This window comes from Bacillota bacterium (assembly GCA_030019365.1).
Classification (GTDB): domain Bacteria; phylum Bacillota; class Sulfobacillia; order JACIYH01; family JACIYH01; genus JACIYH01.
The window spans coordinates 45295-72247 of record JASEFA010000007.1 but is presented as its reverse complement, the minus strand read 5'-3'; the positions used below and the strand labels follow the sequence as shown (position 1 = coordinate 72247).

General features: G+C 65.9%; 26 protein-coding genes, 7 tRNA genes and 1 riboswitch. Of the genes, 14 read left to right on the top strand and 19 right to left on the bottom strand.

Features of this window, described 5'->3' with window-relative positions:
- Window positions 1–78: 78 nt before the first annotated feature.
- The 13 genes from QME70_10460 to QME70_10400 all read right to left on the bottom strand — a co-directional run bounded on the left by QME70_10460 (window position 79) and on the right by QME70_10400 (window position 5242).
- Window positions 79–165: transfer RNA gene (locus tag QME70_10460), tRNA-Leu, on the bottom strand.
- Window positions 166–249: 84 nt separating this feature from the next.
- Window positions 250–324 (bottom strand) — tRNA-Lys (locus QME70_10455).
- 2 nt (window positions 325–326) lie between these two features.
- A tRNA-Gln gene (locus tag QME70_10450) sits at window positions 327–401 on the bottom strand.
- Window positions 402–415: 14 nt separating this feature from the next.
- Window positions 416–492: transfer RNA gene (locus tag QME70_10445), tRNA-His, on the bottom strand.
- A gap of 5 nt (window positions 493–497) precedes the next feature.
- Window positions 498–574, bottom strand: a tRNA-Arg gene (locus tag QME70_10440).
- Window positions 575–580: 6 nt separating this feature from the next.
- Window positions 581–654: transfer RNA gene (locus tag QME70_10435), tRNA-Gly, on the bottom strand.
- A gap of 7 nt (window positions 655–661) precedes the next feature.
- Window positions 662–738: transfer RNA gene (locus QME70_10430), tRNA-Pro, on the bottom strand.
- A 134-nt stretch (window positions 739–872) separates the two neighbouring features.
- Window positions 873–1364: a metallophosphoesterase gene (locus QME70_10425; protein ID MDI6894998.1), complete on the bottom strand. Its 492-nt coding sequence runs from the start codon at window positions 1362–1364 to the stop codon at window positions 873–875.
- A complete protein-coding gene (locus tag QME70_10420) occupies window positions 1355–1963 on the bottom strand; it encodes a non-canonical purine NTP pyrophosphatase (protein MDI6894997.1) in 609 nt (202 codons plus the stop codon). Before QME70_10420 ends, QME70_10425 begins: the two co-directional genes overlap by 10 nt.
- A gap of 34 nt (window positions 1964–1997) precedes the next feature.
- A complete protein-coding gene (gene rph / locus QME70_10415; GenBank protein ID MDI6894996.1) occupies window positions 1998–2810 on the bottom strand; it encodes a ribonuclease PH in 813 nt (270 codons plus the stop codon).
- A gap of 56 nt (window positions 2811–2866) precedes the next feature.
- Entirely contained in the window at window positions 2867–3694 is an 828-nt protein-coding gene (murI, locus tag QME70_10410; protein ID MDI6894995.1) for a glutamate racemase, read from the bottom strand.
- Window positions 3691–4146, bottom strand: a complete 456-nt coding sequence (locus QME70_10405) for a MarR family transcriptional regulator (protein MDI6894994.1) — start codon at window positions 4144–4146, stop codon at window positions 3691–3693. Before QME70_10405 ends, murI begins: the two co-directional genes overlap by 4 nt.
- A gap of 64 nt (window positions 4147–4210) precedes the next feature.
- Window positions 4211–5242, bottom strand: coding sequence for a DUF2225 domain-containing protein (locus tag QME70_10400; GenBank protein MDI6894993.1), 1032 nt, complete (start codon window positions 5240–5242; stop codon window positions 4211–4213).
- A 125-nt stretch (window positions 5243–5367) separates the two neighbouring features.
- Between QME70_10400 and panB the strand changes: the two genes are divergently transcribed.
- Window positions 5368–6228 (top strand): 3-methyl-2-oxobutanoate hydroxymethyltransferase, encoded by an 861-nt coding sequence (gene panB, locus QME70_10395; protein ID MDI6894992.1) that lies wholly within the window; start codon window positions 5368–5370, stop codon window positions 6226–6228.
- 88 nt (window positions 6229–6316) lie between these two features.
- A complete protein-coding gene (locus tag QME70_10390) occupies window positions 6317–7579 on the top strand; it encodes a hypothetical protein (protein MDI6894991.1) in 1263 nt (420 codons plus the stop codon).
- Between the two features lie 11 nt (window positions 7580–7590).
- Here the strand turns inward: QME70_10390 and QME70_10385 are convergent, their stop codons facing one another.
- The 5 genes from QME70_10385 to QME70_10365 all read right to left on the bottom strand — a co-directional run bounded on the left by QME70_10385 (window position 7591) and on the right by QME70_10365 (window position 12223).
- Complete coding sequence (locus QME70_10385) at window positions 7591–8313, bottom strand: ABC transporter ATP-binding protein (GenBank protein MDI6894990.1); 723 nt, start codon at window positions 8311–8313, stop codon at window positions 7591–7593.
- The gene (locus tag QME70_10380) at window positions 8313–9083 is read right to left on the bottom strand and encodes an ABC transporter ATP-binding protein (protein MDI6894989.1); all 771 of its coding nucleotides are present in this window, start codon (window positions 9081–9083) and stop codon (window positions 8313–8315) included. The genes QME70_10385 and QME70_10380 overlap by 1 nt, the downstream gene beginning before the upstream one ends.
- A complete protein-coding gene (locus QME70_10375; GenBank protein ID MDI6894988.1) occupies window positions 9064–10050 on the bottom strand; it encodes a branched-chain amino acid ABC transporter permease in 987 nt (328 codons plus the stop codon). Before QME70_10375 ends, QME70_10380 begins: the two co-directional genes overlap by 20 nt.
- Window positions 10051–10104: 54 nt before the next feature.
- Window positions 10105–10989 (bottom strand): branched-chain amino acid ABC transporter permease, encoded by an 885-nt coding sequence (locus tag QME70_10370; GenBank protein ID MDI6894987.1) that lies wholly within the window; start codon window positions 10987–10989, stop codon window positions 10105–10107.
- Window positions 10990–11059: 70 nt separating this feature from the next.
- Window positions 11060–12223 carry an ABC transporter substrate-binding protein gene (locus QME70_10365; protein MDI6894986.1) on the bottom strand — a complete coding sequence of 388 codons (1164 nt, stop codon included), beginning with the start codon at window positions 12221–12223 and terminating at the stop codon, window positions 11060–11062.
- 324 nt (window positions 12224–12547) lie between these two features.
- Here QME70_10365 and QME70_10360 point away from each other — a divergent pair, with 324 nt between their 5' ends.
- On the top strand, window positions 12548–13264 hold the full coding sequence (locus QME70_10360; protein ID MDI6894985.1) for a hypothetical protein: 717 nt from the start codon (window positions 12548–12550) through the stop codon (window positions 13262–13264).
- Between the two features lie 71 nt (window positions 13265–13335).
- Here the strand turns inward: QME70_10360 and QME70_10355 are convergent, their stop codons facing one another.
- A complete protein-coding gene (locus tag QME70_10355; protein ID MDI6894984.1) occupies window positions 13336–14490 on the bottom strand; it encodes a pyridoxal phosphate-dependent aminotransferase in 1155 nt (384 codons plus the stop codon).
- Window positions 14491–14672: 182 nt separating this feature from the next.
- On the opposite strand from QME70_10355, the gene QME70_10350 reads away from it, so the two are divergent.
- The 11 genes from QME70_10350 (at window position 14673) to QME70_10300 (ending at window position 26902) form a co-directional block, all read left to right on the top strand.
- Complete coding sequence (locus tag QME70_10350) at window positions 14673–15893, top strand: alcohol dehydrogenase catalytic domain-containing protein (protein ID MDI6894983.1); 1221 nt, start codon at window positions 14673–14675, stop codon at window positions 15891–15893.
- A gap of 242 nt (window positions 15894–16135) precedes the next feature.
- The gene (locus QME70_10345; GenBank protein MDI6894982.1) at window positions 16136–16516 is read left to right on the top strand and encodes a hypothetical protein; all 381 of its coding nucleotides are present in this window, start codon (window positions 16136–16138) and stop codon (window positions 16514–16516) included.
- Complete coding sequence (locus tag QME70_10340) at window positions 16517–17998, top strand: transposase (GenBank protein ID MDI6894981.1); 1482 nt, start codon at window positions 16517–16519, stop codon at window positions 17996–17998.
- 299 nt (window positions 17999–18297) lie between these two features.
- Window positions 18298–18457: riboswitch (cyclic di-AMP (ydaO/yuaA leader) on the top strand.
- A 77-nt stretch (window positions 18458–18534) separates the two neighbouring features.
- On the top strand, window positions 18535–19686 hold the full coding sequence (locus QME70_10335) for a hypothetical protein (protein ID MDI6894980.1): 1152 nt from the start codon (window positions 18535–18537) through the stop codon (window positions 19684–19686).
- Between the two features lie 192 nt (window positions 19687–19878).
- Window positions 19879–21459, top strand: coding sequence for an ABC transporter substrate-binding protein (locus QME70_10330; protein ID MDI6894979.1), 1581 nt, complete (start codon window positions 19879–19881; stop codon window positions 21457–21459).
- Window positions 21460–21471: 12 nt separating this feature from the next.
- Window positions 21472–22482, top strand: coding sequence for an ABC transporter permease (locus tag QME70_10325; protein MDI6894978.1), 1011 nt, complete (start codon window positions 21472–21474; stop codon window positions 22480–22482).
- An 84-nt stretch (window positions 22483–22566) separates the two neighbouring features.
- Window positions 22567–23421, top strand: coding sequence for an ABC transporter permease (locus QME70_10320; protein MDI6894977.1), 855 nt, complete (start codon window positions 22567–22569; stop codon window positions 23419–23421).
- A gap of 2 nt (window positions 23422–23423) precedes the next feature.
- On the top strand, window positions 23424–24500 hold the full coding sequence (locus QME70_10315; GenBank protein MDI6894976.1) for an ABC transporter ATP-binding protein: 1077 nt from the start codon (window positions 23424–23426) through the stop codon (window positions 24498–24500).
- 31 nt (window positions 24501–24531) lie between these two features.
- Window positions 24532–25527, top strand: a complete 996-nt coding sequence (locus QME70_10310; GenBank protein MDI6894975.1) for an ATP-binding cassette domain-containing protein — start codon at window positions 24532–24534, stop codon at window positions 25525–25527.
- A complete protein-coding gene (locus tag QME70_10305; protein ID MDI6894974.1) occupies window positions 25524–26351 on the top strand; it encodes a gamma-glutamyl-gamma-aminobutyrate hydrolase family protein in 828 nt (275 codons plus the stop codon). Before QME70_10310 ends, QME70_10305 begins: the two co-directional genes overlap by 4 nt.
- 116 nt (window positions 26352–26467) lie before the next feature.
- Window positions 26468–26902, top strand: a complete 435-nt coding sequence (locus QME70_10300; protein ID MDI6894973.1) for a divergent PAP2 family protein — start codon at window positions 26468–26470, stop codon at window positions 26900–26902.
- Window positions 26903–26953: the final 51 nt, after the last annotated feature.

Genomic DNA, 26953 nt, shown 5'->3' with positions numbered 1-26953 from the left:
CGCGCATGGCACGGGTGCGCGCGGTGCCATACCCGAGATCAACCGCTGGTGGTGGAGTTGCTCTCCTAACCCGGAAACTGGTGCGGGCGGTGGGATTTGAACCCACACGGGCCTTCGCCCACGGGATCCTAAGTCCCGCGCGTCTGCCTGCTCCGCCACGCCCGCAAAACCAACCCATTCTGAACCAAACTGCCGCCGGCCGCCGGACTTGAACCCTGCCGAAATGCTGACCCGTGGCAACGAAAGGTGTGGTGGGCCATGAAGGGATCGAACCTTCGACAGCCCGCTTAAAAGGCGGGTGCTCTACCACTGAGCTAATGGCCCTCTGGCTGGGGAGGCAGGATTCGAACCTGCGTATACGAGATCCAAAGTCTCGCGCCTTACCGCTTGGCCACTCCCCAAGGTTTTTCAAGATTGGGGTGAATGAGGGGACTCGAACCCCCGGCCTCCAGATCCACAGTCTGGCGCTCTAACCAGCTGAGCTACATTCACCACCGTGGCGCGCCTGGCAGGATTCGAACCTGCGGCCCTCTGCTTAGAAGGCAGACGCTCTGATCCACTGAGCTACAGGCGCACAGTTTGGAGCGGGAGACGGGAATCGAACCCGCACCACCAGCTTGGAAGGCTGGGGCTCTGCCATTGAGCTACTCCCGCAAGAAGCTGGTCGGGGCGCCGGGATTTGAACCCGGGACCTTCTGAACCCAAATCAGACGCGCTGCCAAGCTGCGCTACGCCCCGGAACCCGGCAACCTGGCTGGCCCATTACGATTATATCGGGCAAAACTGTTGCAGTCAAACGCGCGGCGACTGCGGCAACGCCTGGAGCACACCTACCGGGACTCCTGCACCTTCGTGACCAAACGATACGGCGGTCAGGCGTGCGCACAACTAGGCGTGCGAAGGGGGTGTAGTTCGGGACGGATGCCATCTTCGCCGACGACGAGCACGCCGTAAGAAGGCCCGTCGCCGCACGGCGCGTGCAGGCTGCCCGGGTTGAAAAAAAGCACCTTGCCCAGCCAAAAAGCCTCGGCCCGGTGGGTATGACCGAACACGACCGCATCCGCATTGAGTTCGCGGGCCCGGGACAGGAGGGTCCGGAAGTCCTGCTTGACCCGATAGCGGTGGCCGTGGGTGAGCAAGAGCCGCTTTCCCCCCACCTGCACCAGTCTCTCCGCGGGACCGTCCACCCGGCAATCGCAGTTGCCCACCACTCCCACCACGCGGACCCCCCATTCGGCCAGGCGGCAGGAGTCCTCGTAATAGTCCCCCGCATGCAGGAGCAGATCGACGGACCCCATTTCCTCGACAACCCTGTGGACCAGGGCGAGATTGCCGTGGGTGTCCGACAGCACCCCTATCCGCATTTTCTTCCCACCAGCTCTGCGATCAGAGGCCAGAGAGCACGCACTGCCTTTCCCCGGTGGCTGAATGTGGCCTTTGTCCCTGGTTCTAGCTCGGCCACCGTTTTCCCTCCTCCCGGCACTCTGGGAACGAATACCGGGTCGTATCCGAAGCCGCTCCGGCCCCGGGGGAATGCTGCGATCTCTCCCTCCCAGGTTCCCTCCGCCACCCAAACCGTGCCGTCGGGAGAAGCCAGGGCAGCAGCGGCCCGGAAGCGCGCGCTCCTCCCGGAAGGCATGACGCCGGCCAGGAGCTCGAGGAGCAGCGACCTGTTTTGCTCGTCGGTGGCGTCCGGTGCGGCAAAACGGTGGGAACGCACCCCCGGCGCGCCCCCCAGAGCCGCCACCTCCACGCCGGAGTCGTCGGCAAGAGCCCAGTCCCGGCAGCGCCGGGCCACCGCCAGGGCCTTGAAGCGGGCATTCCCGGCGAATGTCGGCTGTTCTTCCGGCAGAGGCAGATCCACACCCAGTTCAGCCAGAGAGGCCATGTCCACGGGCAGCCCCGCCAGGATCAGCCGCATCTCCGCTACCTTATGCGGGTTCCGCGTCGCCAGAATGAGCATCGTCAGGTGAGGTTCCGCTCCGGCGGAGCGCACATCAGGCCCGGGCGGGGTCATCGTCGCCGGCATCCACGTCGCGGGGAGTGTACAGCCGCGGGGGAGCCGGCCTGCCCCTGCCCACCGCTTCCGCCAGGGGACCGAGCACCCGGCGCTGCAGATCGAGGAGCTGACTTACGCCCGCCTCCGCCACATCCAGGAGGCGACCCAGCTGGGTGCGGTCGAAAGGCTTTCTCTCCGCCGTGCCCTGGACCTCCACCAGGCGTCCGTCTCCGGTCATGACCACGTTCATGTCCACTTCGGCACGGGCGTCTTCCTCGTAGGTGAGGTCGAGCAATACCTGTCCCTGCACCACACCCACGCTCACCGCCGCCACCTGAGAAAACAGGGGCAGGGTTACCAGTAGCTCCTGCCCGCGCAGGTAGTCGCACGCGTCCACCAGGGCCACGAAGGCCCCCGTGATGGCGGCGGTGCGGGTGCCGCCGTCGGCCTGCAGCACGTCGCAGTCAAGTACCAGGGTGCGCTCGCCGAGGGCCTCCATGTCAGTTACGGCGCGCAGCGAGCGCCCGATCAACCGCTGGATTTCGTAGGTCCTGCCGGCCTGGCGCCCACGGCCCCCGTCCCGGGGAATGCGTTCCGCCGTGGACCGGGGAAGCATGCCGTATTCGGCAGTGACCCAACCCCGGCCGCTCCCCTTCAGAAAAGGCGGAACACCATCCTGCACAGAGGCCGTGCAGATCACCCTGGTCATACCCGCCTCCACCAGGGCAGATCCCTCGGCATATGCCAGCACCTGACGGGTGATACTCACGGGCCGTAACTGGTCAGGACGCCTGCCGTCCAGCCTCTCCACCCCATCCACCTCTTTCGATCGGGAAAGTCCACCCGATCCGTCCATCGAGCCCCGGGTCAGGGAGGGGACGCGACCCAGCCACCCGCCGCAGCCTCCACCGGCTCACCCAGCAACATGCCGGCCACCCCGCCCACCTGGGTGGGATCGCCGCTGGTGAACAGCCTGAGCCACCCCCGGCCTGTCCCGTCACACAGCCAGCCGCGAGCGGACAGCACATCTCCTAACTCCCCGACCACTTCCTCGGCGGGATCCACCAGCGTCACGGCCGGGCCCACCACCTCGCCGATCACTCCACTCAGGAAGGGGAAGTGAGTGCATCCCAGCACCAGCGTATCGATGCGCCGGTCCAGGAGCGGCTCCAGGCACCTCCTCACCGCGCTCAGGGCTCGTTCCCCGGTGAGAACACCCTCCTCGACCAGCAGGGGCAGTTCCGGACAGCCCTGCTGCCACACCCCGGTGATCCCCAGGGTCGCCAGGGCGCGGCCATACTCGCCCGAGGCAACCGTGCCGGGAGTGGCGATGATACCCACGCGCCCCGACCGGGTGGCCCGCGCCGCCGCGCGCGCTCCTGCCTGGATCATACCCAGCACGGGAAAGGGGAATTCCTCCCGTATGCCGGGCCAGGAGGCAGCCGTGGCGGTGTTGCAGGCGATCACGGCTGCCTTCACGCCCTGCCCGGCGAGGAAACGCAGGACCTGGGAGGTAAACTCTCGCACCCGGGAAGGAGGCCGGGTGCCGTATGGCATGCGACCGGTGTCGGCCGCATACACCACGTTTTCGGCGGGAAAGCGCCTGCGCAACAGCCGCACCACGGAGAGGCCGCCCGCCCCCGAATCCATCAACCCTACGGGGCGACACCGTTCATGCTCGAGGGGCAGGGTCACCCGGACGCCATCTCCCCCGCCATCAGCCCGTACACCTGCCGCAGACGTCTGGCCAGATCCTCCAGTTCCTGATCGTCCAGGCGGCGGAGGACCCCGGCCAGGTACCTGCGCCGGGCATCCATCACGGCGTTGAGCACCTCCTGCCCCCGCGGCCTCACTTTCAGCCTGATCACGCGCCGGTCGTGGGGGTCGCGCACCCGCTCCAGGAGACCGGACCTCTCCATGCGATCGATGAGATCGGTGGCAGTGCTGCAGGCAAGGTGCATCCTCTGGCACAACTCACCCATGGTGATACCTTCATTGCTGTCGAGAACCAGCAGGGCATCGAACTGAGGAGGGGTAATGTCGAACTGGGACAGGATCTCCCGGCCGTGGAGCCGCACCGCCCTGGCCACCAGCCGCAGTAGCTCCTCGATAGCAGCCACCCGCTGGGAAAAGCCGGGGTCTTCCAAAAACCCCACCCCCCTGGCCTGTCCCCTGACTCCCCCCCAACATACCAGAGCTGGCAGGAACCTGTCAATTGCTTTGCCATACGCGCTGCAACTCGTACCACTGGTCCTGGGCCATCTTGCGGATGGCCGGCTCGGCTCCCGACCGGGGGCTGACCACCTGCCCCAGGTAGTGGGCTGCCTCCCGCACCCGACCCAGGCGCATGCTCAGAACTCCGAGGAGGTAGGCAGCAGCGAACTGGTCCATATTCCCGGGCAGGCCGTCCTCGCCCTCGTATGCCTGCATGTACTCATCCAGAGCACGCGCGCAGAGCTGCCCATCCCGCTCGGTGTCGCCCCGCGCACGGTAAATCCATCCCAGACGGAGGTACAGCCCCGCCGCAATACCGTGAGCGAGGCGCCGGCAGCGGGCAAAGTAAAGGGCACGCCGGTATTCGGTCACCACGTCGGCAGGCGGCCTGCCTCCCTCCGTGCTATCGGCGACAGCCGCAGCCTCCGCCGGGCCGGCCCGGGCAACTGCCTCCCCGCCGCCAGCGGGGACAGTCCCCCCGCCCGCGGCGGGTGGGGCACTCGCTTCGTCCCCGGCCGCTGGCGATCCCTCGCAGGCGGGTGGCTCGGGCTCCAGGTCGGAGAGGATCTCGCGCATCAACACTTCACCCTGCTCCCGCAGGCGGAGGCCAGCGGCCGCCACCCGTTCCCGCTCGTCCGGGAACAGGGGGGCAAAGGCACCCTGGGGAGCCGCATACCCGCAGACCGGACATACCCACACCTGATACAGGTTGGGGTCAAGGGGGGAGTAGCGCACGTAGAAGTCAGGCCCTCGCTCCTCGACCCGCAGCCGGCTCATGGCCACCCGGGTGGCAGAAAAGGTGTTGCTGCAAACAGGGCAGCGCTCCCGGGTGGTGTAAAGCAAGCCGCCCGCCGTCCGGGACCCGGTCGAGCGCCCCGGAGGCGCGGGGATGACCCGCTTCTGGGAGTCGGGGGGCATTACTTTCTTGATGTGGGCTACCAGCTCTCGGGCGCAATCGGGACAGTACCCGGCCACGCCTCCTGCCGGGATCCGTGCGCCACACCGGCGACATAATGCAAACTCCTGCATAGCGGGCACGATCTCACCCCCAAGGAATATCGACCTCCACGCCTTCCCAGTGAAGCGCCTTGGCAGCAGGAAAAGGTCGGGGGCCGGCGAACCATACCCTGGCAGCAAGGAAAGGAGGTCCTAACGTGGCAAGGGAGAAGGTCACCATCCCCTACCTGTATCAGAAGCGGGCCCGCGGGGAGAAGATCACCATGCTCACCTGCTACGATTACCCCACGGCCCTGCTGGAAGAGAAGGCCGGGGTCGACATCATCCTGGTGGGCGATTCCCTGGCCATGACGGTCCTGGGATACGACAGCACGCTGCCTGCCACCATGGACGTCATGGTGGTGCACGCCCAGGCCGTCCGCCGGGGCGCACCAGGGGCATTCCTCATAGGTGACATGCCATACATGTCCTACCAGGTTAACAGGGAAGAGGCCATCCGCAACGCGGGCCGGTTCATGGCCGAGGCGGGGTGCGACGCCGTGAAGCTGGAAGGCGGCCGCAACGTGGCGGACGTGGTGGAAGCCCTCACCAGGGCCACCATCCCCGTCATGGGGCACCTGGGGTTGACCCCCCAGTCCATCGCCCAGCTGGGGGGATTCCGGGCCCAGGCCCGCGACGTGGATACCGCCCTGCGGGTCATCGAAGACGCCCGCATCATCGAAGAGGCGGGCGCCTTTGCCATCCTGCTGGAAGCGGTGCCTCCCGAGGTGGGCAGGATCGTGGCGGAAAGGGCATCCATCCCCATCATCGGGATCGGGGCGGGACCGAACTGCCACGGCCAGCTCCTCATCGTGCACGACATGCTGGGTTTTTTCGAGGCCTTCACCCCCCGGTTCGTGAAGAAGTATGCCAGCTTGAACGAGACCATCCTGAAGGCGTTCCGCGAGTACATGGACGATGTGGTGAGCGGTCGCTTCCCCGCGCCCGAACACTGTTACGGCATGAAGGCGGGAGAGGCAGCCCGCCTGGAAGCGCTGGTCCGGGAACGCCTGAAATAGGGCACGGCACAGCCCACGATAAGCAGCCCCGATGGCGGGAAGGGACCGCCGGACCGGCACCCCATACCGGCAGAAGGAGTGAAAAGGCATGCTGAGGGATCGCCTGCGACTGGAGACGGCCGCCCTGGAGGAAATCAACCGTTTCCTCCTCGATCCCGACAACCGCCTGGTGAACGAGGCGCTCCGCATCGTAACCAGGTACGGCACTCCCGAGGAGATCAACGCCCGCGCCCGCGAGGCCCGGCAGCTCCCCAACCTCATGGCCCGGTTGCGCAACCTGCACTCGCCCTACCTGGAGGACCTGGAATGGCTGGCCTCCGAGCGAGACCGGGGGGCCTTCGTGAGCATCTCCACCTACCGGCGCCGGATCCTGGGCGACCAGGCGGACACCATGTACTTCGACGAGGGCAGGGCCGTCACCCTGGAGATCAGCGCCCTGCAGTACTTCCCCTGGTTGATCGCAGAAGCAAAGCAGGCCATCGACCGCCAGGAGATCATGCCGGGAAGGTACATCCGGGTGCGCAGGATGCGGGAGCAGGAAGCCGATCAGGGGGACATCGTGGCGATGGCGGCGGCCATGCAGATCATAGGCGCCACATGGGTGGAGACCCTGGATACCAAGGGCACGGACGGGTCCAACGTCCACCTGGGCGGGCCCGAGACCATCACCGGTTATTTCGGAGGCATCGGTCAACCGAACGAGCACCCGCTGCAGTGGATCGACGAGTACCTCTACTACTACACCCAGTATGGCATCAACCAGGTGCTGAACTTCAACTTCGGTACCATCCTGCTGGGCTTCATCCTGCACCGGCTGGGCATCGACATCAGCTTCAAGATCTCGGTGTATGCGGGGCACGACAACCCCTATTTCTTCCTGTGGACGCTGGTGGCAGCCCGCCTCTTCGCCCGCGAGGATGGCTCCACGCCGCTGGCCGGCCTCAACCTGAGCAACTCGGTGAACAACCGCACCCTGGAGCTCTGCTCATACGTGAGGAAGGAGCTGGGCCTGGAGGACCGGGTACGCCTGGAGCACCATATCACCGAGACCCACAAGAGCATCGTCCGCCAACCTTACAACCGGCGGGAGGAGCTGGTGGACCTGGCGTCCCGCGTACCCAACATCTCCGCCAAGCACGAGGGCGGCGACCCCGAGGTGGAGGTGACCCGCGATCACCCGTCCGACATCCTGGACTATTTCCGCCCCAAAGACGAAATCCTGGCCGCGGCGGACATGGCCTACCTGGAACGGAACTACCTGGACAAACACGAGGCGGTCAACCGCACGGCCCGGGCCCTCACCGAGAACGGCCTGGCCTTCGTGGCCGCCCGCAACCTTCATCGCCGCTAGCCCTGGCCGCCCTACGACGCCGCCACCACGTCCCCGAGATAGGCAGCCCTCACCCTGGGATCGAGCCGCAGATTCTCTGCGGACCCCTGAATGACGATGCGACCGGTCTCCAGCACGTAGCCTCGATGGGCGATGGAAAGAGCCATGGCTGCGTTTTGCTCCACCAGCAGGACGGTGGTGCCGCTCTTGTTGATGTCCTGGACGATGGCAAATATCTCCTGAACCAGGATGGGTGACAGCCCCATCGAGGGCTCGTCGAGCAGCAGCGCCTGGGGCCTGGCCATCAGGGCTCTGCCCATGGCCAGCATCTGTTGCTCGCCTCCGGAGAGGGTTCCGGCGACCTGCCTGATGCGCTCCTTGAGCCGGGGGAAATGGTGGAAGACCCGGTCCAGGCTATCCTGAATCTCGGCCTTGTCGGAACGGGTGTACGCACCCATCTCCAGGTTCTCCAGTACGGTAAGGTTGACAAATATCTTGCGCCCTTCGGGACACTGGCTGATACCCATGCGCACGATCTGGTGGGCGGGTGCCCGGGTGATGTCGGTGCCCCGGTAAATCACCTGCCCGCTGCGGGCCCGGACCAGTCCGGAGATGGTGCGCAGGGTGGTCGACTTCCCGGCCCCGTTGGCACCGATGAGGGTGACGATCTCACCCTGGTCGACCTGAAACGAGATACCGTGGATGGCCTGGATGGCGCCGTAGTACACATTCAGATCCTTGACCTCGAGGAACATCAGGCCACGGCCCCCTTCCCCAGGTACGCCTCCAGCACCCGCGGGTTACGCTGGATCTCCACCGGGCTACCCTCGGCGATGATCTCTCCGAAGTCCATTACCACGATGCGGGGGCACAGGTTCATGACCACGCCCATCTGGTGTTCGATGAGTAGCACGGTCAGGCCGTACCGTTCCTTGAGATCCCGGATCAACCGCACCATCTCCTGCACCTCGGCCGGGTTCATGCCCGCAGCCGGTTCGTCCAGCAGGAGCAACCGGGGGCGTCCCGCCAGTGCCCGCGCCAGCTCCAGCCGCCTCTGGGCACCATAGGGGAGGTTTCTGGCCAGCTCCCCCTCCCGTTCCCGCAATCCCACCGTCTCCAGGATGTCGAGGGCCTCCGATTTCAACTTCACTTCCGCGCCACTCAGGTGCCCGGTGCGGAAGGCGGCATGGAAAGACCCGTACTTCGGCCTGGAGTCCAGCCCCACCAGCACGTTGTCGAGCACGGTGGCCTCCTTGAAGAGCCGGATGTTCTGGAACGTCCTGGCCATACCCTTCTGGAATATGCGATAGGGCGGCAAGCCCACTATGCTGTCCCCGCGGAACCGGACCTCTCCCGCGCTGGGAGGGATCATGCCCGTGATGAGGTTGAACACGGTAGTCTTGCCGGCCCCGTTGGGCCCGATCAGGCCGACCAGCTCGCCCTCCTGCAGGGTAAGATGGAACTCCGAAACGGCCCTCAGCCCGCCGAAGAACTTGGTCAACCGGTCAACTTCCAGTTCCGCCACGCCGCTCCCCCTTCCCCACCGGCACTGCCAGGACCCTCGGTACCAGCGCGCTCCACTCCCTGCCACCGAGCAGCCCGCGGGGCCGCAGGATGATGGTGACCACCAGGATGAGGGCGTACACCACTCCCCGCCAGTCCACGAAGGCCTGGCCCAGGACCCCCCGCAGTCCCTCCAGCAGGAACACCCAGCCGATGGCCGTGGCTACGGTTCCCGTGAAGCTGCCCAGACCTCCCAGTACCACCACGATGAGGAAGTCGATGGACTTCAGGAAATCGAAACTCGAGGGATGTACGAACGGGTACCGGTGAGCGTACAGGCCCCCCGCCAGGCCGGCCAGCCCGCAGCCCAGCACAAACGCCAAGGTCTTGTACAGCGTGGTGTTTGCCCCCATGGCATCTGCCGCCACCTCGTCCTCCCTGATGGCCACCCAGGCCCTCCCGTAGCGGGAATAGACGAAGTTGCGCACCAGCAGGATCACGAGGACGGTCGTGATGAAAATCCACGTGAAGTCCGCCACCCGGGGGGTGCCGGTCATGCCGGTGGCCCCGCCCGTGGCGGGAATCAGCTTGTTGGAGTTGTCCATGAGCACCTTCACTATGATGCCGAAGCCCAGGGTGGCGATGCCCAGGTAATCGGACCTCAGCCGCAGGATGGGAAGCCCGACCAGGAGGGCAACGAAGCCGGCCACCAGCGCCCCGGCCACCAGCGAGGCGGCGAACCAGGCCAGGTTACCGTGACCGTACAGCTTGCCAATGAGCCCGGCCGTGTAAGCACCCAGTCCGTAGAAGGCGGCGTGTCCCAGGGAGAACTGGCCGCAGAAACCGTAGATGAGGCTCAGGCCGAGAGACGCAACGGCGATGATGAGCGACTGATCGAGGATGAGCCGCCAGTAATCGTTGATCAACCCGGCACCGGTGAGGGCGCGCACCACCACATAGAACGCAGCGGCGGCGGCAGGGAAAACCATGGGATGCTCCAGTATCCGCTTTGACCCCGGCAAACGTATTCTCCCTCCCACCTGCTACACCTTCTCCGGCTGGCGGGAACCCAAAAGTCCCGTGGGCCGCACCAGCAACACCAGGATCAGTATGGAGAATCCCACGGCATCCCGGAACTGGGACGATATGAAGGCGGCAGAAAGCACGTCCACCTGTCCCATGATGAGGGCGCCCAGGAATGCCCCCGGTACTATCCCGATTCCGCCCAGCACTGCTGCCGTGAACGCCTTGAGGCCCGGCATGATCCCCAGAAAGGGCCATATCTGCGGGTAGGCGACCGCGTACAGCACGCCCCCGGCTGCGGCCAGTGCCGACCCGATGGCGAAGGTAGCCGAGATCACGTTGTCCACGTTGATACCCATCAGGCGGGCAGCGTCATGATCCTGGGACACCGCGCGCATGGCCTTGCCGATCTTGGTGTGGAAGAGCATGTACTGCAGCAAAGCCAGCAGTACGACCACAACCACGGCCACGATCACCTGTATGTTGGAGACGTTGGCACCCGCCACCCTGAAACTGGTGACCGCGAAGGGCCGGTCGACCACGCGGTAGTTGGGACCGAATACGAACTTGAGGGAGCAGAAGTACTCCAGGAAAAGGGAAACGCCTATGGCGCTGATCAGAGCGGCGATGCGGGGAGCATAACGCAGGGGCCGGTACGCAGCCCGCTCGATGGTCACTCCCAGCACGGCGCACATCACCATGGAAACCAGGATGGCCAGGGGAAAGGGCAGCCTCCAGCTGGTGTAACCAAACACGCCCAGGAACGCCCCCACCATGAAGACGTCTCCGTGGGCGAAGTTTATCAGCCTGATGATGCCGTAGACCATGGTGTATCCGAGGGCGATGAGGGCGTACACAAAACCCAGCTGGAACCCGTTGAAGATCTGCTCGAGAACAACAGTCACTGGCTTTCAGCCTCCAACCAGAAGATGGCCGGGGAGGAGCGCAGCCGTACTCCTCCCCGGCGCCTCATGCTTACGGCGTCACCGTGGCAATGTACTTCTGCTTACCTCCGCTGACCTGCAGGATGACGGCCGGTTTGATGGGGTCCCCGTTCTCGTCAAAGGAGATCTTGCCGCTTACCGTATCCATCTGGAGCTTCTGCATCGCATCCCGGATCTTGGTGGAATCATCCGGCCCGGCGTTCTCGATCGCCTTCAGGAGCAGCTTGGTAGCGTCGTACGCCAGGGTGGCCAGGGCGTCAGGAGTGGAGCCGTACTTCTTCTGGTACTTGTCCACCCACGCCTTCACTTCGGGCCGCGGGTCTTCGGCGGAGTAGTGGTTGGTGAAGTAACCGCCCTCCATGGTGGCGAAGTCCAGCTCCGACGAGTCCCAACCGTCCCCGCCCATGAAAGTCGCTTTGATACCCTTCTCGCGTGCCTGTTTACCGATCAGGCTGACCTTGTTGTAGTAGTCGGGGAGATACAGAATGTCCGGCTTCTTCTGGGCAATCTTGGTGAGGACGGCCGAGAAGTCCGCGTCGTCCTTCGTGTAGGCTTCCCAGGCCACAATCTTGCCCCCACCGGCTGTGAAAGCGTCCTTGAAGAAGTTGGCCAGCCCGATCACGTAGTCGTTGCCCTGGTCGAAGAGTACGGCGGCAGTTTTGGCCTTGAGGGTGTCCAGCGCGAACTTGGCGCCCACCTTGCCCTGGAACGGGTCGATGAAGCAGGCCCGGAAGACATATGTCTTGCGCCGGCCCAGGTCAACGGTCACCCGCGGGTTGGTGGAAGTGGGGCTGATCTGCACCACCTTGTTGGCCTCGCAGACCTCAGAAACCGGAATGGAGCACTTGGACGCCACGGAACCCACTATGGCCTTCACCTTGTCCTGGGTGCACAGCTTGGTGGCCACGTTCACTGCTTCCGTGGGGTCGTTCCGATCGTCGCCCATCACCGGCTCGATCTTGTACCCAGCCACCTGGTTCCCCGTCTCCTCCAGAGCGAGCAGGAACCCATTCTTGGTGGACTCTCCGAATGTCTTGACGTCTCCGGTCAGCGGGGCAATCATCCCTATCTTGATGATCTTCTCCTGCGGCTGTTGCGCACCGGGTTGCTCGGCGGGCTTCTTGGCACACCCGGAGGTAAGCACCAGTGACGCCACGAGCAGCAACGCCCACACCACCGCCGTTCCGCGCTTCACGCTCTCATCTCTCCCTTCGTGTCCGATTGGCGTTAACGCTTTCCGACCCCCACTCCTCACGCAAGCGACCGCACATCCCCCCTTCGCGGCCTCGCTTCCCGCAAAGGACTGCACATCCCCCCTTCGCGGGTTCGTCTCCGCGTATATTCGCTGCATTGGGCCCTTTTCCTTCTGCCATTTGTACAGAACGGGGCGGCCGTTACCCCCAACCCGCCGCGAGCATATGAGTGGTACGACGCCCTTTCCGGGGGGTAGCGCACCCGGAGGAAGCGGCCATCCTCCATCCCCGACAGGCGCACCCCCCACCGAGGTGAGTCGCACCCCGTGGACCTGGTGTTCCTGGCATTGGCAGTCAGCCTGGACGGAATGTGGGCAGGGCTCGCCCAGGGGCTGCGCAGGCGCCGCATCACTGCCTGGCAGATAGCAGCAGTGGGAGCGGAATCCGCCCTGGGCAGTGCGCTCGCCATGGCGGCCGGAACAGCCCTGGCCGGGTCCCTGGGTGGGGATACCGCCATCTGGCTCGCGGCCGCGGTTTTCCTGGCCGCCGCCTGCTGGCACTTCCGGGAAGCCCTGCGTTACCGGCGGCCCACGACCTCGCCTCGAGGCACCGGTGCCTCCGCCGCCGAAGAAGGTCCCCTGGAATGGAGCCTTCTGATTCTCATAGGCGGCAGTGTGGCGGTCGATGCCTCCCTTACCGCCTGCGCACTGGCCATGGCCGGGTACCGCTCCCCCCTGGTTCCCCCCCTGTTCGGCATGGCTCACGTGGTACTGGTGGGGCTGGGCAATGGGCTGGGTCGCAGGATTGCCGTGCGCGCGGCGGTGTGGCCGGCGGCGATCCCTCTTGCGCCCATCCGCCTGAATGCCCACTGCTCGCCGACAGCCTGGCACGAACAGGGCCGCACCCAACAGGCTGACGCGTGCCCGGCCGAGCCCACGGAAACCCGCACGCTGTTACCCTACCGCCTCCTGCTGGGGCTCGCTCCCGGCGTAATCCTCCTGCTCCTGGGCACCGTGCGGGTAGTCCAGGCTCTCGGGCACTGACTCCGGCCTGACGGCCCGGCCGGCGGCACCCACTCCCACTCCCACCGCCGCCCGCGTGGGCGGGAAGCACTTCAGGAGAGAAAAGACTCGATGCGCTGGACGGCAGCCTGCAGCGCTTCGAGAGAGGTGGCGTAGCTGAGGCGCAGGTAGCCCTCGCCTGCATCGCCGAAGCCGGAACCGGGCACCACCACCACGCGGGCCCGTACCAGGAGTTCCTGGGCCAGTTCGGCCGAAGGACGACCGAGGGCTTTCACACTGGGGAACACGTAGAAGGCCCCCTCCGGCATCAGGCAGGAAATCCCCGGGAGCCGGTTCAGACCCTCCACCAGGAAGCGCCGGCGACGATCGTACTGCTCCCGCATCTCCGCGACGGGACCCTGGTCTCCACCGATGGCAGCCAGGGCGGCGTGCTGGGACACCGAGGCGGGACATGAAGCCAGGCACTCCTGGATGCGGCCCATGGCGGAGATGATCTCGGCGGAGGCGTGCGCGTATCCCAGGCGCCAGCCCGTCATGGCGTATGTCTTGGAAACCCCCGAGACGGTGATGACCTGCGGGCGTATCTCCGGGATGCAGGCCAGGGAGAAATGCCGCCGGCCATCGTACAGCAGCTTCTCATAGACCTCATCGGAGATAACGGTGAGACGGTGCCGGTGAGCCACCTCCGCGATCCGGCGCGTCTCCTCTTCTGAGAGCACCGCCCCGGTGGGATTGTGGGGAGAGTTCAGGATGAGGGCGCGGGTGCGGGCGGTGATGTGCGACTCCACGTCCTCCGCCTGCATGTGGAAGGCCATCTCCTCCCGCAGGGGCACGGGAACCGCCACCCCGCCCGCCAGGGCGATTTGGGAACGGTAAACGGGCCACCCGGGGTCCGGGACCAACACCTCGTCCCCGGGGCGCACCACCGCCAGGCACGCCACCCCCAGCGCCCCCACCGCCCCCACGCTCACCAGTACCTCCCGGTCCGGGTCAACCTCCAACCCGTAGTCGGCCCGGAGCCGGGTGGCGATGGCGCCACGCAGTTCCCGGATACCGGAAGTGGGGGTGTAATGGGTGGCCCCCCTCCGGGCGGCGGCAAAGGCCGCCTCCATGTATGGCTCCGGCGTGGTGAAGTCGGGCTCTCCCATCTCCAGGCGGACGGCATCGGGGAAAAGGGCCGCCTGGGCCATCATGGCCCGGATGGGAGAAGCAGGCAAGGAAACCGCACGATCGGACAGGACGGTCAAGGCCGACACCTCCCGGGGATGGCGGGTGCCTTCCGTCCTGCCCGGAACCTACCAACCCGCTCACCAGCAGGATACGCCGGACCACCCCCCTTTTCCTCCGCACCACCTGCCGGGGCGGCAGCAGGAAAACGGGGCCTGTCCCCGAACCTCTGGGCAGAAACGCGCGAGATGGGGTGATGCCCGTGGAGGCACTGCAGTTCGTGGACAGCGTGCCCAGATGGATAGTGAGCAAGGCCCTCGGGGGTGTCTGGAAGGGGGTGTTCTGGAGCCCACTCGCCTGCCTGCAGTACAGGCAGGTGCCCGAGCCCGTCCTGCCCGGGCCCGAATGGGTTAAAGTGAAAACCAGGTATTCGGGGATCTGCGGCAGCGACATGAACCTGGTCCTCCTGCACGACAGCCCGTCCACTTCCCCTTTCGCCAGCTTCCCCTTCACCGTAGGACACGAGAACGTGGGCACTATCGCCGAGCTGGGAGCGGCGGTGGAGGGGTTCCGGGTGGGTGACCGGGTGGTGGTGGATCCCATGCTCCCCTGCGAGGTGCGGGGGATATCCCCCCGCTGCCGGCTCTGCGAGCGGGGAGACCACTCCATCTGCGAGAACTTCACCCGCGGCAACCTCTCCCCGGGAATGCTCACCGGCAGCTGCCGTGACACCGGTGGAGGGTGGAGCCCCTACTTCCTGGCCCACCGCAGCCAGCTCCTTCACGTCCCCGACCACGTCACCGACCAGCAGGCCGTCCTGGTGGATCCCTTCGCCTCTTCGCTGCACGCCCTCATGCGCCACTTCCCCGCCCCCGACCAGACCTGCCTGGTGATCGGAGCCGGCATCATCGGCCTGGGGGTGGTGGCCGGACTGCGGGCCCTGGGACACCCGGGGCGCGTCGTGGTCCTGGCCCGCCACGACTTCCAGGCGGACCTGGCCCGCCACTACGGAGCGGACGAGGTCGTGCGCACCGGGCCGGGATACGTGCCCCGGACGGCGGAGGCGCTGGGCACGCAGGCGCTCAAGACCATGATTGGCAAGCCCGTCCTGGAGAACGGGGCGCACATCGTCTACGAATGCGTGGGCTCCTCGGGCAGCATCGACGACTCCCTCCGCTTCGCGGGCCGGGGGGGGAAGGTGGTGCTGGTTGGCCTGGCCTCGGTGCCCCGTGGGGTCGACTGGAGCTTCATCTGGCTCAAAGAGCTCCATCTGGTGGGGTCCTTCTGCTACAGCACCGAAGAATACCGGGGAGACCGGGTGCGCACCTACCAGGTGGCCCTGGACCTGATGGCCCGGGGGGCGGTGGACATGTCCTCCCTGCTCACCCACCGCTTCCGCCTGCCCGAATACCGCCGGGCTTTCCAAACGCTCACGGACAAGAGAAGCAGCCGCGTGGTCAAGGCCGCCTTCGTCTTCGACTAGCAGCCGCGCATTGGCGCCACCCCCCACCGGCACCCGCAGAGTTGCTGTCCGCGGGCTTGCTGTCCGCGGGCTTGCTGTCCGCGGGCTTGCTGTCAGAGAAATTGAAAGTTGCCAGGATAGGCATGGATGTTGTGATTAGCTGAGGGGCCTGCAAAATAATCTGTCAGGCCTCTCGTTTTGGAAGGAATCCTGTGTGCGCCTGTTTAATCATAACACACAGGATATGGTGGAGGTGGCCGCTGGTGGAGGAACTGAGCCGGGTGCGGCAGGTGATTGACGGGTTGCGGAGGGAACGAGGCTGGTGGGAGGATCGGGTGATGAGGGTCGGGCCGTTTATGGAGGGGTCTTTGGTGGAGCAATACCGGACGTGTGGGAAGGCCGGTTGCAGGTGCAAGCGAGGTGAGAAGCACGGGCCGTACCATTACCTGTCCCAGAAGGTAGATGGGCGGACCCGGATGCGGTACGTGGCCAAGAAGGAGGTGCGGCAGCTGAAGGTGCTTTTGAGGCGGCACAGGGAGTTGCGCCAGGCGAGGCAGCGGATTCGGGAACTGACGGGTGAAATTGAGGAGTTGTTTGACGTGGTTGAGCGTCTGCGGAGGGTGGAATGGGGGGAGGGAGAGTGAATGGGATACGTGGTGTACGGGCGGGACGATGATGGTGTGCGGGCGGCGGTGGCCAGTGGCGAGCGCCACCTAGTGGTGGAGAGTGAGTATGGCAAGAACGAGCATTTAGTGGAGTTTTTGCGGGAGGCGGGCTTCTGGGAGGTTCTGGTTTCGCTGCAGCCGCATCTGAAGAAGCGCAATGGGGAGGACTACCGTCGGCTGAACGGGCTGTTGATTTTGTTCGACCTCATGCACCTTGGCCATCTTGCGCGGGCGGGGCCGGTGCTGCGTGATGGCAAGTTGCTGATGGAGGTTGGGTTCACGGTAGAAGAGGTGAAGGAGGTGGAAGCGGAGGACAGGGGGGTGGTACACGAGGACACGCTGCGCAACCATCTGAAGCGGGTGAGAGTGGAAGAGAGCAGCAGGGTGTTTTACGAGGCGGTAAAGCTCATGCGCGGGAAGAGGTGGATCAGGGGCAAGGTGTATGCGGCGGATGGGTTCACCATTGAGGTGGAGGGCAAAACGTACGAGGGGGTGGGGGAGGCTTGTGATGGGGATGGGCGGCATCTGCGGGGGTACAAGGTGGTGATCTTACTTAATGTGTGCGAGGAGAGGGAGCGGATCGTGGGGGTGGCGATGGGTCCGCTGGGGACAGACGAGAGGGTGCTTCTTTTGCGCATTTTGGATGAGATTTCCCGGCGGGTATGTCCTGTGCGGGAGATGATCGAGCTACTCATTTTGGACCGGGGGTACTGGGGAGCGCGGTTCCTGAGCCGTCTGAAGGAAGAGTACGGTATCGATTATCTGACCCTGGTGCCCTCGAACGTAGACCTGGTGGAGGACGTGCGGGGGCTGGCGCGGTTGGCAGAGCATCGGCCTGAGGAGGTGGAGGTGCGCAAGGGGGGCAAGAGGAGGCCGCGGGTGAAGGTGTTGGAGGTGGCGGGGATACCCGGTGTGGAGTACCGTTCTGGGGGTGGTGCCATCCGGGTGAATGCGGTGCTGGCGCGGGAGGTGGACAAGCGCACTGGCGAGGTGCACGAGTGGGTTTACGTGACCACCCTGCCATTGGGGCGGAGGGCGGGCAGGTGGGTGGAGGAGTATGGGCGGCGGTGGACGGTGGAGAACGAGGGGATCAGGGAGCTGAGTCAGGAGTGGCGGGTGAGGACGCCGGTAGGGCGGAAGCTTTGTGCGATCTGGGCGCAGGTTGTGATGCTGATGGTGCTGTACAACGCGGTGAAGATCTACGAGATGAAGAGGCCGCAAGATGTGGAGCGGTTGCGGGTGGAGATGAGGGTCAGGGGGCGGCAGAGCTATCTTTTGGGGTACACGCTGGCGGTATTCGTGCCCAAGAAGCGGATTTACACGGTGATGAACGCGAGGGCGTATGCTGCCCTGATGGTGAGGGTGAGCAAGGAGCAGGCTTTGGACAGGCTCAGGCAACTGGTAGCCCGGGGCATGTCGCTTGACGAAGCCATCGAGGCGGTGAAGCAGGGCCGCGACTGATGCAGACTTGCGCCGGCGTGGGGGTCCTGGTGGATCATTGTCTTTCTTGAGCCCGCCCCGAGCTGGTCGGGTTCATGGCGTTTCATGGGCGCCGACTTGAACACGGCGGAACCCTTTCCTGAGCGTCAGCCGGGCATTCTCGCGGGCTCGCTATACTGGGATCTGGATCTGGACCCTCTTTCTGGGCGTACTTTCAAGATCTCAGGTTCCCGCAAGACCGTTGACACCCGCTCTCAGGGGGTGATAGAATTTCCGTAATGGAATAGGTGCGTCTGGCTGGCATCCACTGAGGTGGAAGTCCGCCCGGTGCGCTGAGTCTCCCTGCGGGGAGAGCGGGGGACCCAACTTCGGGGGCGAATCCCGACCGGTGGCGGTGAGGTGCCCGGTACCGGTGGGTAGGGCTAGCTCCTTCGGCCCGAGCCCGACAGCTAACCTCGTAAGCGTGGTAAGGGGGGCGCTTGGGCATGCCCAGGGGTCTTCCCTGGGTATGTTGTTCCCCGCCCGGGCGTCGCGAACCGAGAGCGGAGGTGTTGGTGATGACCGTTGGTGCAGCGGATCGCGGACAGCTGAAGGTCGCGGTCCTGGTGGACCGGCCCCTCTCGGGGGCGGGGGTCGAACGCGACCCCCACTCCGTGGTGCAGTCCCGGGTCACCGCTCAGGCCGTGGGCGAGGCCCTCAGGACGCTGGGATACCGTCCCGTGCTGCTGGAGGCGACGGGCAGCCTGCTGAGGCGGCTCAAGGCCCTGGCACCCGACCTGGTGTTCAACCTGGCCACCGGGCTGGGCCAGAAGAAGCAGCAGGCCAACGTGGTGGCCCTGCTGGAGGTGGCCAGCATTCCCTTCACGGGATCTCCCCTGGAGAGCCACGTGCTGGCTCTGCACAAGCCCCTGGCCAAGATGGTCTTCCGCCACTGGGGCATTCCCACCCCCGCCTTCCAGGTGTTTCAGGATGCCAATCAGCCCCTGCACCCGGGATTGCCTTTCCCCCTCATTGTCAAGCCTTCCAGTGAGGGTTCCAGCGTGGGGATAGGCCCGGAAGCAGTGGTGGGGGACGAGCACGCCCTGCGGGCGGCGGTCGCCCGGGTGCTCGGGGAGTATGGGCAGTCGGCTCTGGTAGAGCAGTTCATCCCGGGACGGGAGTTCACGGTGGGAGTATTGGGAAATGACCCGCCGGTAGCGCTGCCGCCGGAAGAGATACTCTTTCCGCCCGCTGAGGTGGAGGTGGCGGGGGAGATTTACGGTTACGTGATGAAGGAGCGCGACCGGGTCGAGCGCCGTTGCCCGGCGCCCCTTGCCCCGGGTCAGCGGGAAGAAATCGAGGAGATGGCCCTGCTTTCCTTCCACGCCCTGGGGTGTCTTGACTATGCCCGGGTAGACATCCGCATGGACCGCGCCGGGGTGCCTTTCGTGCTGGAAGTCAACACCATGCCCGGTCTCCAGCCCGGGTACAGCGAGCTACCCCGGCTGGCGGAGGCGGCGGGGCTGGATTACGTGAGCCTGGTCGATCGTCTGGTTGAGGAAGCCCTGGGTCGGTTTCGGGCGGTAGGTGCGCGGGCGCTGTTCCGCTGCACGGACCGCCTGGCGTGCACGGGCAGGCTGACTCCGGGTGGGGTGACTCCGCTGGCATTGGTGTCCGGGAGCCGGCAGCCGGCGCCGGAGAGCCTGCTGGAGCACCCCGCCTGCGACTGAACGACGGCCGGTCCGGCGACACGTCTTTCGGCCCGGCCTGTCGATTCCCGGGGCAGGAAAACGGCGGGAAGATAGCGAAGGTAACGTCTACTCGGTTATAACAGGTCACTACCAGTGCCCCTGCCTGGGAGGCTGCTCCTTTTGCACCCGGGCAGGGGACCGGGAGGACAATAAGGCCAGGGAGGGAGGAGCATGCGGAAAGGCGTGGAGCGAGCCTGGTACTGGGTGGTGCTGCTGGTGCTGGCGGCGGGCCTGATGCTGCCGGGCTGCGCGAAGAAGGAGGCGACCACCCCCGAGCCGACGGGCAAGACCCTGTCTGTGGTGATCGACAGCGAGGCCAACCGGAAGGACGAGGCGGAGGCCATCGCCGCCAACCTGCGCGAGATCGGCGTGCAGGCTGAGGTGCGGGTGTGGGAATGGAGCGCCATGAAAGAAAAGATCCTGGCCGGTGAGCGTCAGATGTACCTCACCGACTGGGGCAGCGCCTACTTCGACCCATTCGATCTGGCAGTGCCCAAGCTGAAGACGAAGGATCGAGGCAATTACTCCTTCTACAGCAACGCCGAGTTCGATGCCTGCATGGACAAGGCGCTGACCAGCATCGACGAAGCCACCCGCAAGGAGGCCTACTTCAAGGCGCAGGACATTCTGTACAAAGACGTTCCCTGGGTGTTCGGGTACTTCCGGGACGAAGTCGAGGCTGCCTCCGCGAATATCCGGAACTGGCAGCCCAGCATGGATTCCCGCATCAACCTGCATGACGTGTCGCTCAAGGGCGGGGACACCATTGTAGTGGGGATGAAGACCAACAAGATCGTCACCCTCGACCCGGCCATGCACCGGGAGCGGGACACCGAAACGGTGATCCGCAACATCTTCGACGGCCTGGTCACCCGCACCTGGGACGGTAAGGTGGTCCCGGAGATCGCGGAGTCCTGGGCCAACCCGGCTGCCAACATCTACGAGTTCAAGATCCGGAAGGGCATCAAGTTCCACAATGGCGAGACCCTGGATGCCGACGACGTGGTGTTCACCTTCGAGCGTATCCTGCAGGAGGGGGCGGTGGGGGGCCAGTCCTCGCCCCGCAAGGGCCTGCTGGGTCCCCTGGAGAAGGTGGAGAAGGTCGATCCCTACACGGTGCGCTTCACTCTCAAGAACCCCTTCCCCGTCTTCCTGCAGGCTCTGGTCCACTTCCAGATCGTGCCCAAAGATTACATCAAGAAGGTGGGGGACCAGAAGTTCGCCGAGAAGCCGGTGGGCTGCGGTCCCTTCAAGTTCAAGGAAGGCCGGCTGGACGACCAGATCGTGCTGGAGCGCTTTGACGGGTACTACGGCGGCTCGCCCGACCTGCCCCCGGTGGGCCCGGCGCCCGCCAAGCGGGTGATATTCCGCATGATGCCCGATCCCGCCACCCGCATAGCCGCCCTCAAGGCCGGGGAGGTCCACGTCATCCAGATGGTGCCACCCGATATGGCCGCCGACCTGGAGAAAGACCCCAAGGTGCAGGTCAAGAAGGTGCAGGGTACCCGGGTCTATGCGGTAGAGATGAACTACGCCAAGCCTCCCTTTGACGACGTGCGGGTGCGCGAGGCCATGAACTACGCCGTAAACTGGGACGAGATCCTGAAGACCGTGTACGGGGGCGGGGCTACCCGGTTGGCAACGTGTTTCCTGCCCAGCGGGTTCGGGTTCAACCCCGACCTGAAGCCCTATCCGTATGATCCCGGCAAGGCAAAGGAGCTGCTGAAGGAAGCAGGATACACCGTCAAGTAACGGGGGATTGCGGTGCGGGGAGTACGGATACTGGAGCGGGTCCTGGCGGCCATACCCATCACGGTGGGTATCGCCGTGGTGGTCTTCGCCTTCATGCGCTTCATGCCCGGCGACCCGGTGGACATCATGATCGGGGAGGCCGGGGGAGTGTCGCAGGCGGAGATCGAGATGCTGCGGGCGCAGTTTCATCTCGACAAGCCACTGCCGGTGCAGCTTGCCCTCTACCTGGGACGGCTGGCGCGCGGGGACCTGGGTTACTCCATATTTCGCTCCCGCCCGGTGATCGACGTCATCGCGGAGACCATCCCGGCCACGGTGGAGCTGGCCGTATTCTCCCTGCTGTTTGCCCTGGTGGTGGCTCTGCCCATCGGGGTGGTCTCCGCCGTCCGTCAGTATTCCGTGCTGGACCGGGCCAGCATGGCGGGCGCCTTTCTGGGTATCTCCATGCCCGCCTTTTGGCTGGGGATCATCTGTATCATCGTGTTTTCCCTGCATCTGGGATGGTTTCCCACCTCGGGACGCGTCGCGTACGGCCTGCAACCGCACACCATCACGGGGCTGTTCGTGGTGGATGCCCTGCTCACGGCCAATCTCCCCGCCCTGGGGGATGCCCTGCGGCACCTGGTGCTGCCCTCGGTCACCCTGGGGGCCGGCGTGGCGGCAGTGGTGGCCCGGGTGGTGCGGTCGAGCATGCTGGAGGTGCTCCGCACCGACTATGTGCTCCTGGCCCGGGCCAAGGGGGTGGCGGAGCGGGCGGTTATCATTCGCCACGCCCTGCGCAACGCCCTCATCCCCACGGTCACGGTGGTGGGCTTGCAGGTGGGAACCCTGCTGGGCGGCAATATGATCGTGGAGACCATCTTCGGCTGGCCGGGACTGGGCCGGCTGGTGGTGGACGCCATCTTCGCCCGTGACTACCCTCTGGTGCAGGGGTCGGTGATGGTGTATGCCCTTACCTTCGTGCTGGTCAATCTCGCCACGGACGTGCTGTACACTTACCTCAACCCCAGGATCAGCCTGTGAGAGGGGGCGGGGGTCTCGGAAGAGCTACCGGTCGCCGTTGAGCGCCATCGCAGCACCTGGGATTTCGCCCGCCTCCAGGTGGGGATGTCCCTGCGCAATCTGGGGGCTTTCCTGCGTAAGCTGGCCCGTCACCCCAGCGCCGTCGTGGGAGCAGTGGTGATACTGGCCTACGTGGCGGCTGCCGTCCTGGCTCCCTGGGTGGCCCCCCATTCTCCGGAGAGGGTCCGGCTGGCCGAGCGCCTCCGGGCTCCCACCTGGACGGGGGAGTTCCCCCTGGGCACGGATCAGCTGGGGCGGGACATCCTCTCCCGCGTGATATACGGGGCGCGGGTTTCCCTGCTGGTGGGGCTGCTCACCATTCTCATCTCGGTGGTGGTGGGTACCGGGCTGGGGACGGCGGCGGGCTACTTCCGGGGGCCCTTCGACGAGGTGCTTTCCCGCTTCGCCGATCTCCTCCTGGCGTTTCCCTATCTCATATTCGCCATCGGGGCCATGGCGATGATCGGCCCGGGGTTCTGGAACCTGATCTGGGCCTTGAGCTTCAAGGGGTGGGTGGAGTTCTACCGGCTGGCGCGGGCGGAGGTCATGTCCGAGAAGACCAGAGAGTACGTGGAAGCCGCCCGGGCCCTGGGTCGCTCCCATCTGGCCATCATCGTCTCCGAGATCCTTCCCAACATCGTTCACTCCATCCTGGTGCTGGGCACGCTGCGCATGGGTAACATGATCGTCATGGAATCCTCGCTGAGCTTCCTGGGACTGGGCATCCCGCCCCGCATTCCCGCCTGGGGATCCATGGTCAACGACGGGCACCGCTACATGATGACGGCATGGTGGGTATCGACCCTGCCCGGGCTGGCCCTGGTGATCCTGGTGTTGTCCATCAACCTGCTGGGAGAGGCCCTGCGCGATCTCCTGGATCCCCGGCTGAAGGTGGATTGAAGATGGAGACGCTTCCGCACACCGGTGCGCTGGCTGGGCGCACCCGCGAGGTCCCGCCGGAGGAGGTTCCCCTCCTGGACGCGCGGGGCCTGAGCACCGTCTACCCGACGGAAAAGGGGAGGGTGCAGGCGGTGCGCGATGTCTCCCTGCAGCTGGGGCGGGGAGGTATCCTGGGGCTGGTGGGAGAATCCGGCTGCGGAAAGAGTGCCACTTTACTCTCCATCATGCGCCTGGTTCCCCACCCGGGGAAAGTGGTGGCGGGCGAGGTCCGCTTCCAGGGGGAGGACCTGCTCAGGAAGACCCCCGCCCAGATGCGGGGCATCCGGGGCAGGGACATCGCCATGGTGTTCCAGGATCCCATGTCCACCCTCAATCCCGCCTACCGGGTGGGAGACCAGATCGCCGAGTCCCTGCGGGTACACGGGCTGCTGCCCGGATTTCCCGCCAGCCTGCTGGGAAAGCACCGGCGCCGGGAGCGGGAGATGGTACTGGCCCTCATGCGGGAGGTGGGCATACCGTCGCCGGATACCCGTCACCTGGAGTACCCCCACCAGTTCAGCGGTGGTATGCAGCAGCGGGTGCTCATCGCCATCGCCCTGGCCTGCCGGCCGGCCCTGCTTCTGGCCGACGAGCCCACCACGGCCCTGGACGTCACCATCCAGGCCCAGATCCTGGACCTCATGAGACGGATCAACCGGGACCGCGGCACCGCCATCATCCTGGTGACTCACGACCTGGCGGTGGCGGCCGAGTTCTGCCACGAGATAGCGGTGATGTACGCGGGCCAGATCGTGGAGTGGGGCAGCACCGAGGCCGTCCTGGAAGACCCCACGCACCCGTACACCCGCGGCCTGCTGCGCTCCATCCCCAGGTTGACGGAAAGGCGGCGGCTGGTCCCCATCCCGGGCGTGGTGCCCGATCTGGCCCACCTGGCACCGGGCTGTGCCTTCTTCCCCCGCTGCGATGTGCGGCTGGGGGACTGCGAGAGGGAGCCTCCCCCGCTGGCGCCGGTGGGTCGGGGGAGAGTGGCGCGTTGCCTCAGGCACGCTACGGGAGGTGTGGCTGTTGCCGGCTCCTGAAGCAGGGCTCCCGGCCGATGGCCAGGCCCTGATGCGGGCCCGCGGCCTGACCAAGCATTTCCCCCTGCGCAGCACCGTGCTCGCCCGCCTGATGGCGGGAGCTCGCGACCGAACGGTACGGGCTGTCGATGAGGTAGACCTGGAGGTCTTCCCGGGGGAGACACTGGGGTTGGTGGGGGAGTCGGGATGCGGCAAGACCACCCTGGGACGCACCGTGGTGGGCCTGTATCCTCCCACTGCCGGCCAGGTCTGGTTCGCGGGACAGCCCCTGTGGGGCCCGGGCAGCTTGAGTCCGCGCGTACTGCGCCGGGAAGTCCAGATCATCTTCCAGAATCCGTACAGCTCTCTCAACCCGCGCCACACCGTGCGTCAGATCATCGGAGTGGCCCTGGCCCAGCGGGGTGTCCCTCTGGGCGAGCGGGAGGCGGAAACAGTGGTGCTCCTGCGGCGGGTTGGGCTCAACGAGCGCCACATCGATCAGTACCCCCATCAGTTCAGCGGTGGTCAGCGCCAGCGTATCGGGGTGGCGCGAGCCCTGGCCATGCGTCCCAGGTTCGTGGTGGCCGACGAGCCTCTCTCTTCCCTGGACGTTTCCGTGCAGGCCCAGATAGTCAACCTGCTGCAGGAGCTCCAGGCTGACCTGGGCCTGGCCTACCTGTTCATTGCCCACGACCTCAGCGTGGTGTTTCACGTCAGCCACCGGGTGGCGGTGATGTACCTGGGGAAGGTGGTGGAGATTGCCCCTACGGGGGAGCTGTTCGCCCACCCCCTGCATCCTTACACCCAGGCCCTGCTTTCTGCCATCCCCAGCGTGGAGCGCACCTATCGACGGCAGAGGATCATCCTGCAGGGCACTGTTCCCACCCCCATCGATCCGCCCTCCGGGTGCAGGTTTCACACCCGCTGCCCGAGCCGGCAGCCCGGCTGCGAGAACGAGGTGCCGGCGCTGGTGACCGTCGCCGGACAGGATCGCACCGCCCACCGGGTAGCCTGCCATCTCTACTCCAGGGAGGGAACCGGGACGTGAAGCCGCTCATCGGGGTGACGGTCTCGTCCGACTGGGGCGACGAGGACAGCCTGCAGCCTGGTGCGGCCCTGTACTACGTCCGCCAGGAATACGTGCGGGTGGTAGAGGTGGCGGGAGGATGGCCGGTGCTGCTCCCGGTCCTTGATGAGGAGGATGCTTCCGGGCTGATGGCCCACCTGCACGGGCTGCTGGTCACAGGCGGCGGCCCCCTGCCGGCCCGCCTGCTGGAACAGCCCCTGCTTCCGGAGTTGCGGGAGATAAACCCCCGGCGGTACGAATCGGACAGCGCCTACATAAGGGTGGCCCGCGCCCGCGGGCTCCCCATCCTGGGGATATGCCGGGGCATGCAGACCATAAATGAGGTATACGGGGGCAGTACCTACCGCGCCCTGGCCGCGGAGTGCCCGGGTACCCTGGAGCACCAGCAGTGGCCCCAGCCGGGCGAGATCCCCGCCCATGGCGTCCGGGTGGAAGGAGGAACGCTGCTGGAAAGAGCGCTGGGCCAGCCCTCTGCGCGGGAGCCGGTCGAGGGGCAGGAGCCGGGCGGGCGGCCAGAGCCGGGCGGACGGCCAGAGGCGGGCGGACGGCCCGACCTGGCCGTGAACTCGTTTCACCGGCAGGCCGTGCGCCGGGTGGCCCCCGGCTTCCGGGTGGCCGCCCGGGCACCGGATGGGATCATCGAAGCCATCGAGGCGGAGGGTGCCTGGATCGTCGGGCTGCAGTTTCACCCCGAACGCATGCTCGGCCGACCCCCCATGCTGGCTATCTTCCGGGCCCTGGTGGAGGCGGCGGCCGGGAGAAGGGGCGCCATGCCTGGAGCTTAAGGTGGCAAACGTGAGCCGTGAGCTTGTGGCACGGGGCTTGACGGGGCGGCACAGGTTCGATAAGGTGGGAGCCTGAGAGCCCCCTTGAAGGGGACGGAGCTGGTGGTGAGATCGGGTTGTCGGCCTTGCTGGCGAACACGGTGTTGAGGGCGAGTGTGCTCGCCTGGATTGCTGCCCAGGTCCTGAAGTTCCTGCTGGTGCTCCTGCTGCAGCGTCGCGTCGATGTGGCCCGCCTGGTGGGAACGGGGGGCATGCCCAGCTCCCACACGGCGTTCGTCTCCGCCCTGGTCACCGCCACCGGACGCACGGTGGGGTGGGAAAGCCCGCTCTTTGCGGTATCCCTGGTGTTCGCCTCCATCGTGGTGTATGACGCCACAGGCGTGCGGCAGGCGGTGGGCCAGCATGCCGAGGTGCTGAACAAGATTCTGGAGGACCTCTACCGCGGGCGTACCATCCCTCCCGCGCGCTTGCGGGAGCTGCTGGGGCACAGCCCGCTGGAGGCCCTGGCCGGGGTCGCCCTGGGCGTCCTCGCCGCGCTGGCGACAACGTGAGCGCCTCGGCCGGGTGGCCCTGTGTGTGAGAGGGATCACGGGAAGACCTGC

Bases quoted from the DNA above. Each gene is read 5' to 3' on its own strand.
- QME70_10375 (MDI6894988.1), bottom strand. From the start codon at position 10,050: ATGGTTTTCCCTGCCGCCGCCGCTGCGTTCTATGTGGTGGTGCGCGCC.
- QME70_10315 (MDI6894976.1), top strand. From the start codon at position 23,424: ATGGAGACGCTTCCGCACACCGGTGCGCTGGCTGGGCGCACCCGCGAG.
- QME70_10420 (MDI6894997.1), bottom strand. From the start codon at position 1,963: ATGCTCATTCTGGCGACGCGGAACCCGCATAAGGTAGCGGAGATGCGG.
- QME70_10385 (MDI6894990.1), bottom strand. From the start codon at position 8,313: ATGTTCCTCGAGGTCAAGGATCTGAATGTGTACTACGGCGCCATCCAG.
- QME70_10425 (MDI6894998.1), bottom strand. From the start codon at position 1,364: ATGCGGATAGGGGTGCTGTCGGACACCCACGGCAATCTCGCCCTGGTC.
- QME70_10320 (MDI6894977.1), top strand. From the start codon at position 22,567: ATGTCCCTGCGCAATCTGGGGGCTTTCCTGCGTAAGCTGGCCCGTCAC.
- QME70_10335 (MDI6894980.1), top strand. From the start codon at position 18,535: ATGACCGTTGGTGCAGCGGATCGCGGACAGCTGAAGGTCGCGGTCCTG.
- QME70_10390 (MDI6894991.1), top strand. From the start codon at position 6,317: ATGCTGAGGGATCGCCTGCGACTGGAGACGGCCGCCCTGGAGGAAATC.
- QME70_10400 (MDI6894993.1), bottom strand. From the start codon at position 5,242: ATGCAGGAGTTTGCATTATGTCGCCGGTGTGGCGCACGGATCCCGGCA.
- QME70_10310 (MDI6894975.1), top strand. From the start codon at position 24,532: ATGCGGGCCCGCGGCCTGACCAAGCATTTCCCCCTGCGCAGCACCGTG.
- QME70_10340 (MDI6894981.1), top strand. From the start codon at position 16,517: ATGGGATACGTGGTGTACGGGCGGGACGATGATGGTGTGCGGGCGGCG.
- QME70_10330 (MDI6894979.1), top strand. From the start codon at position 19,879: ATGCGGAAAGGCGTGGAGCGAGCCTGGTACTGGGTGGTGCTGCTGGTG.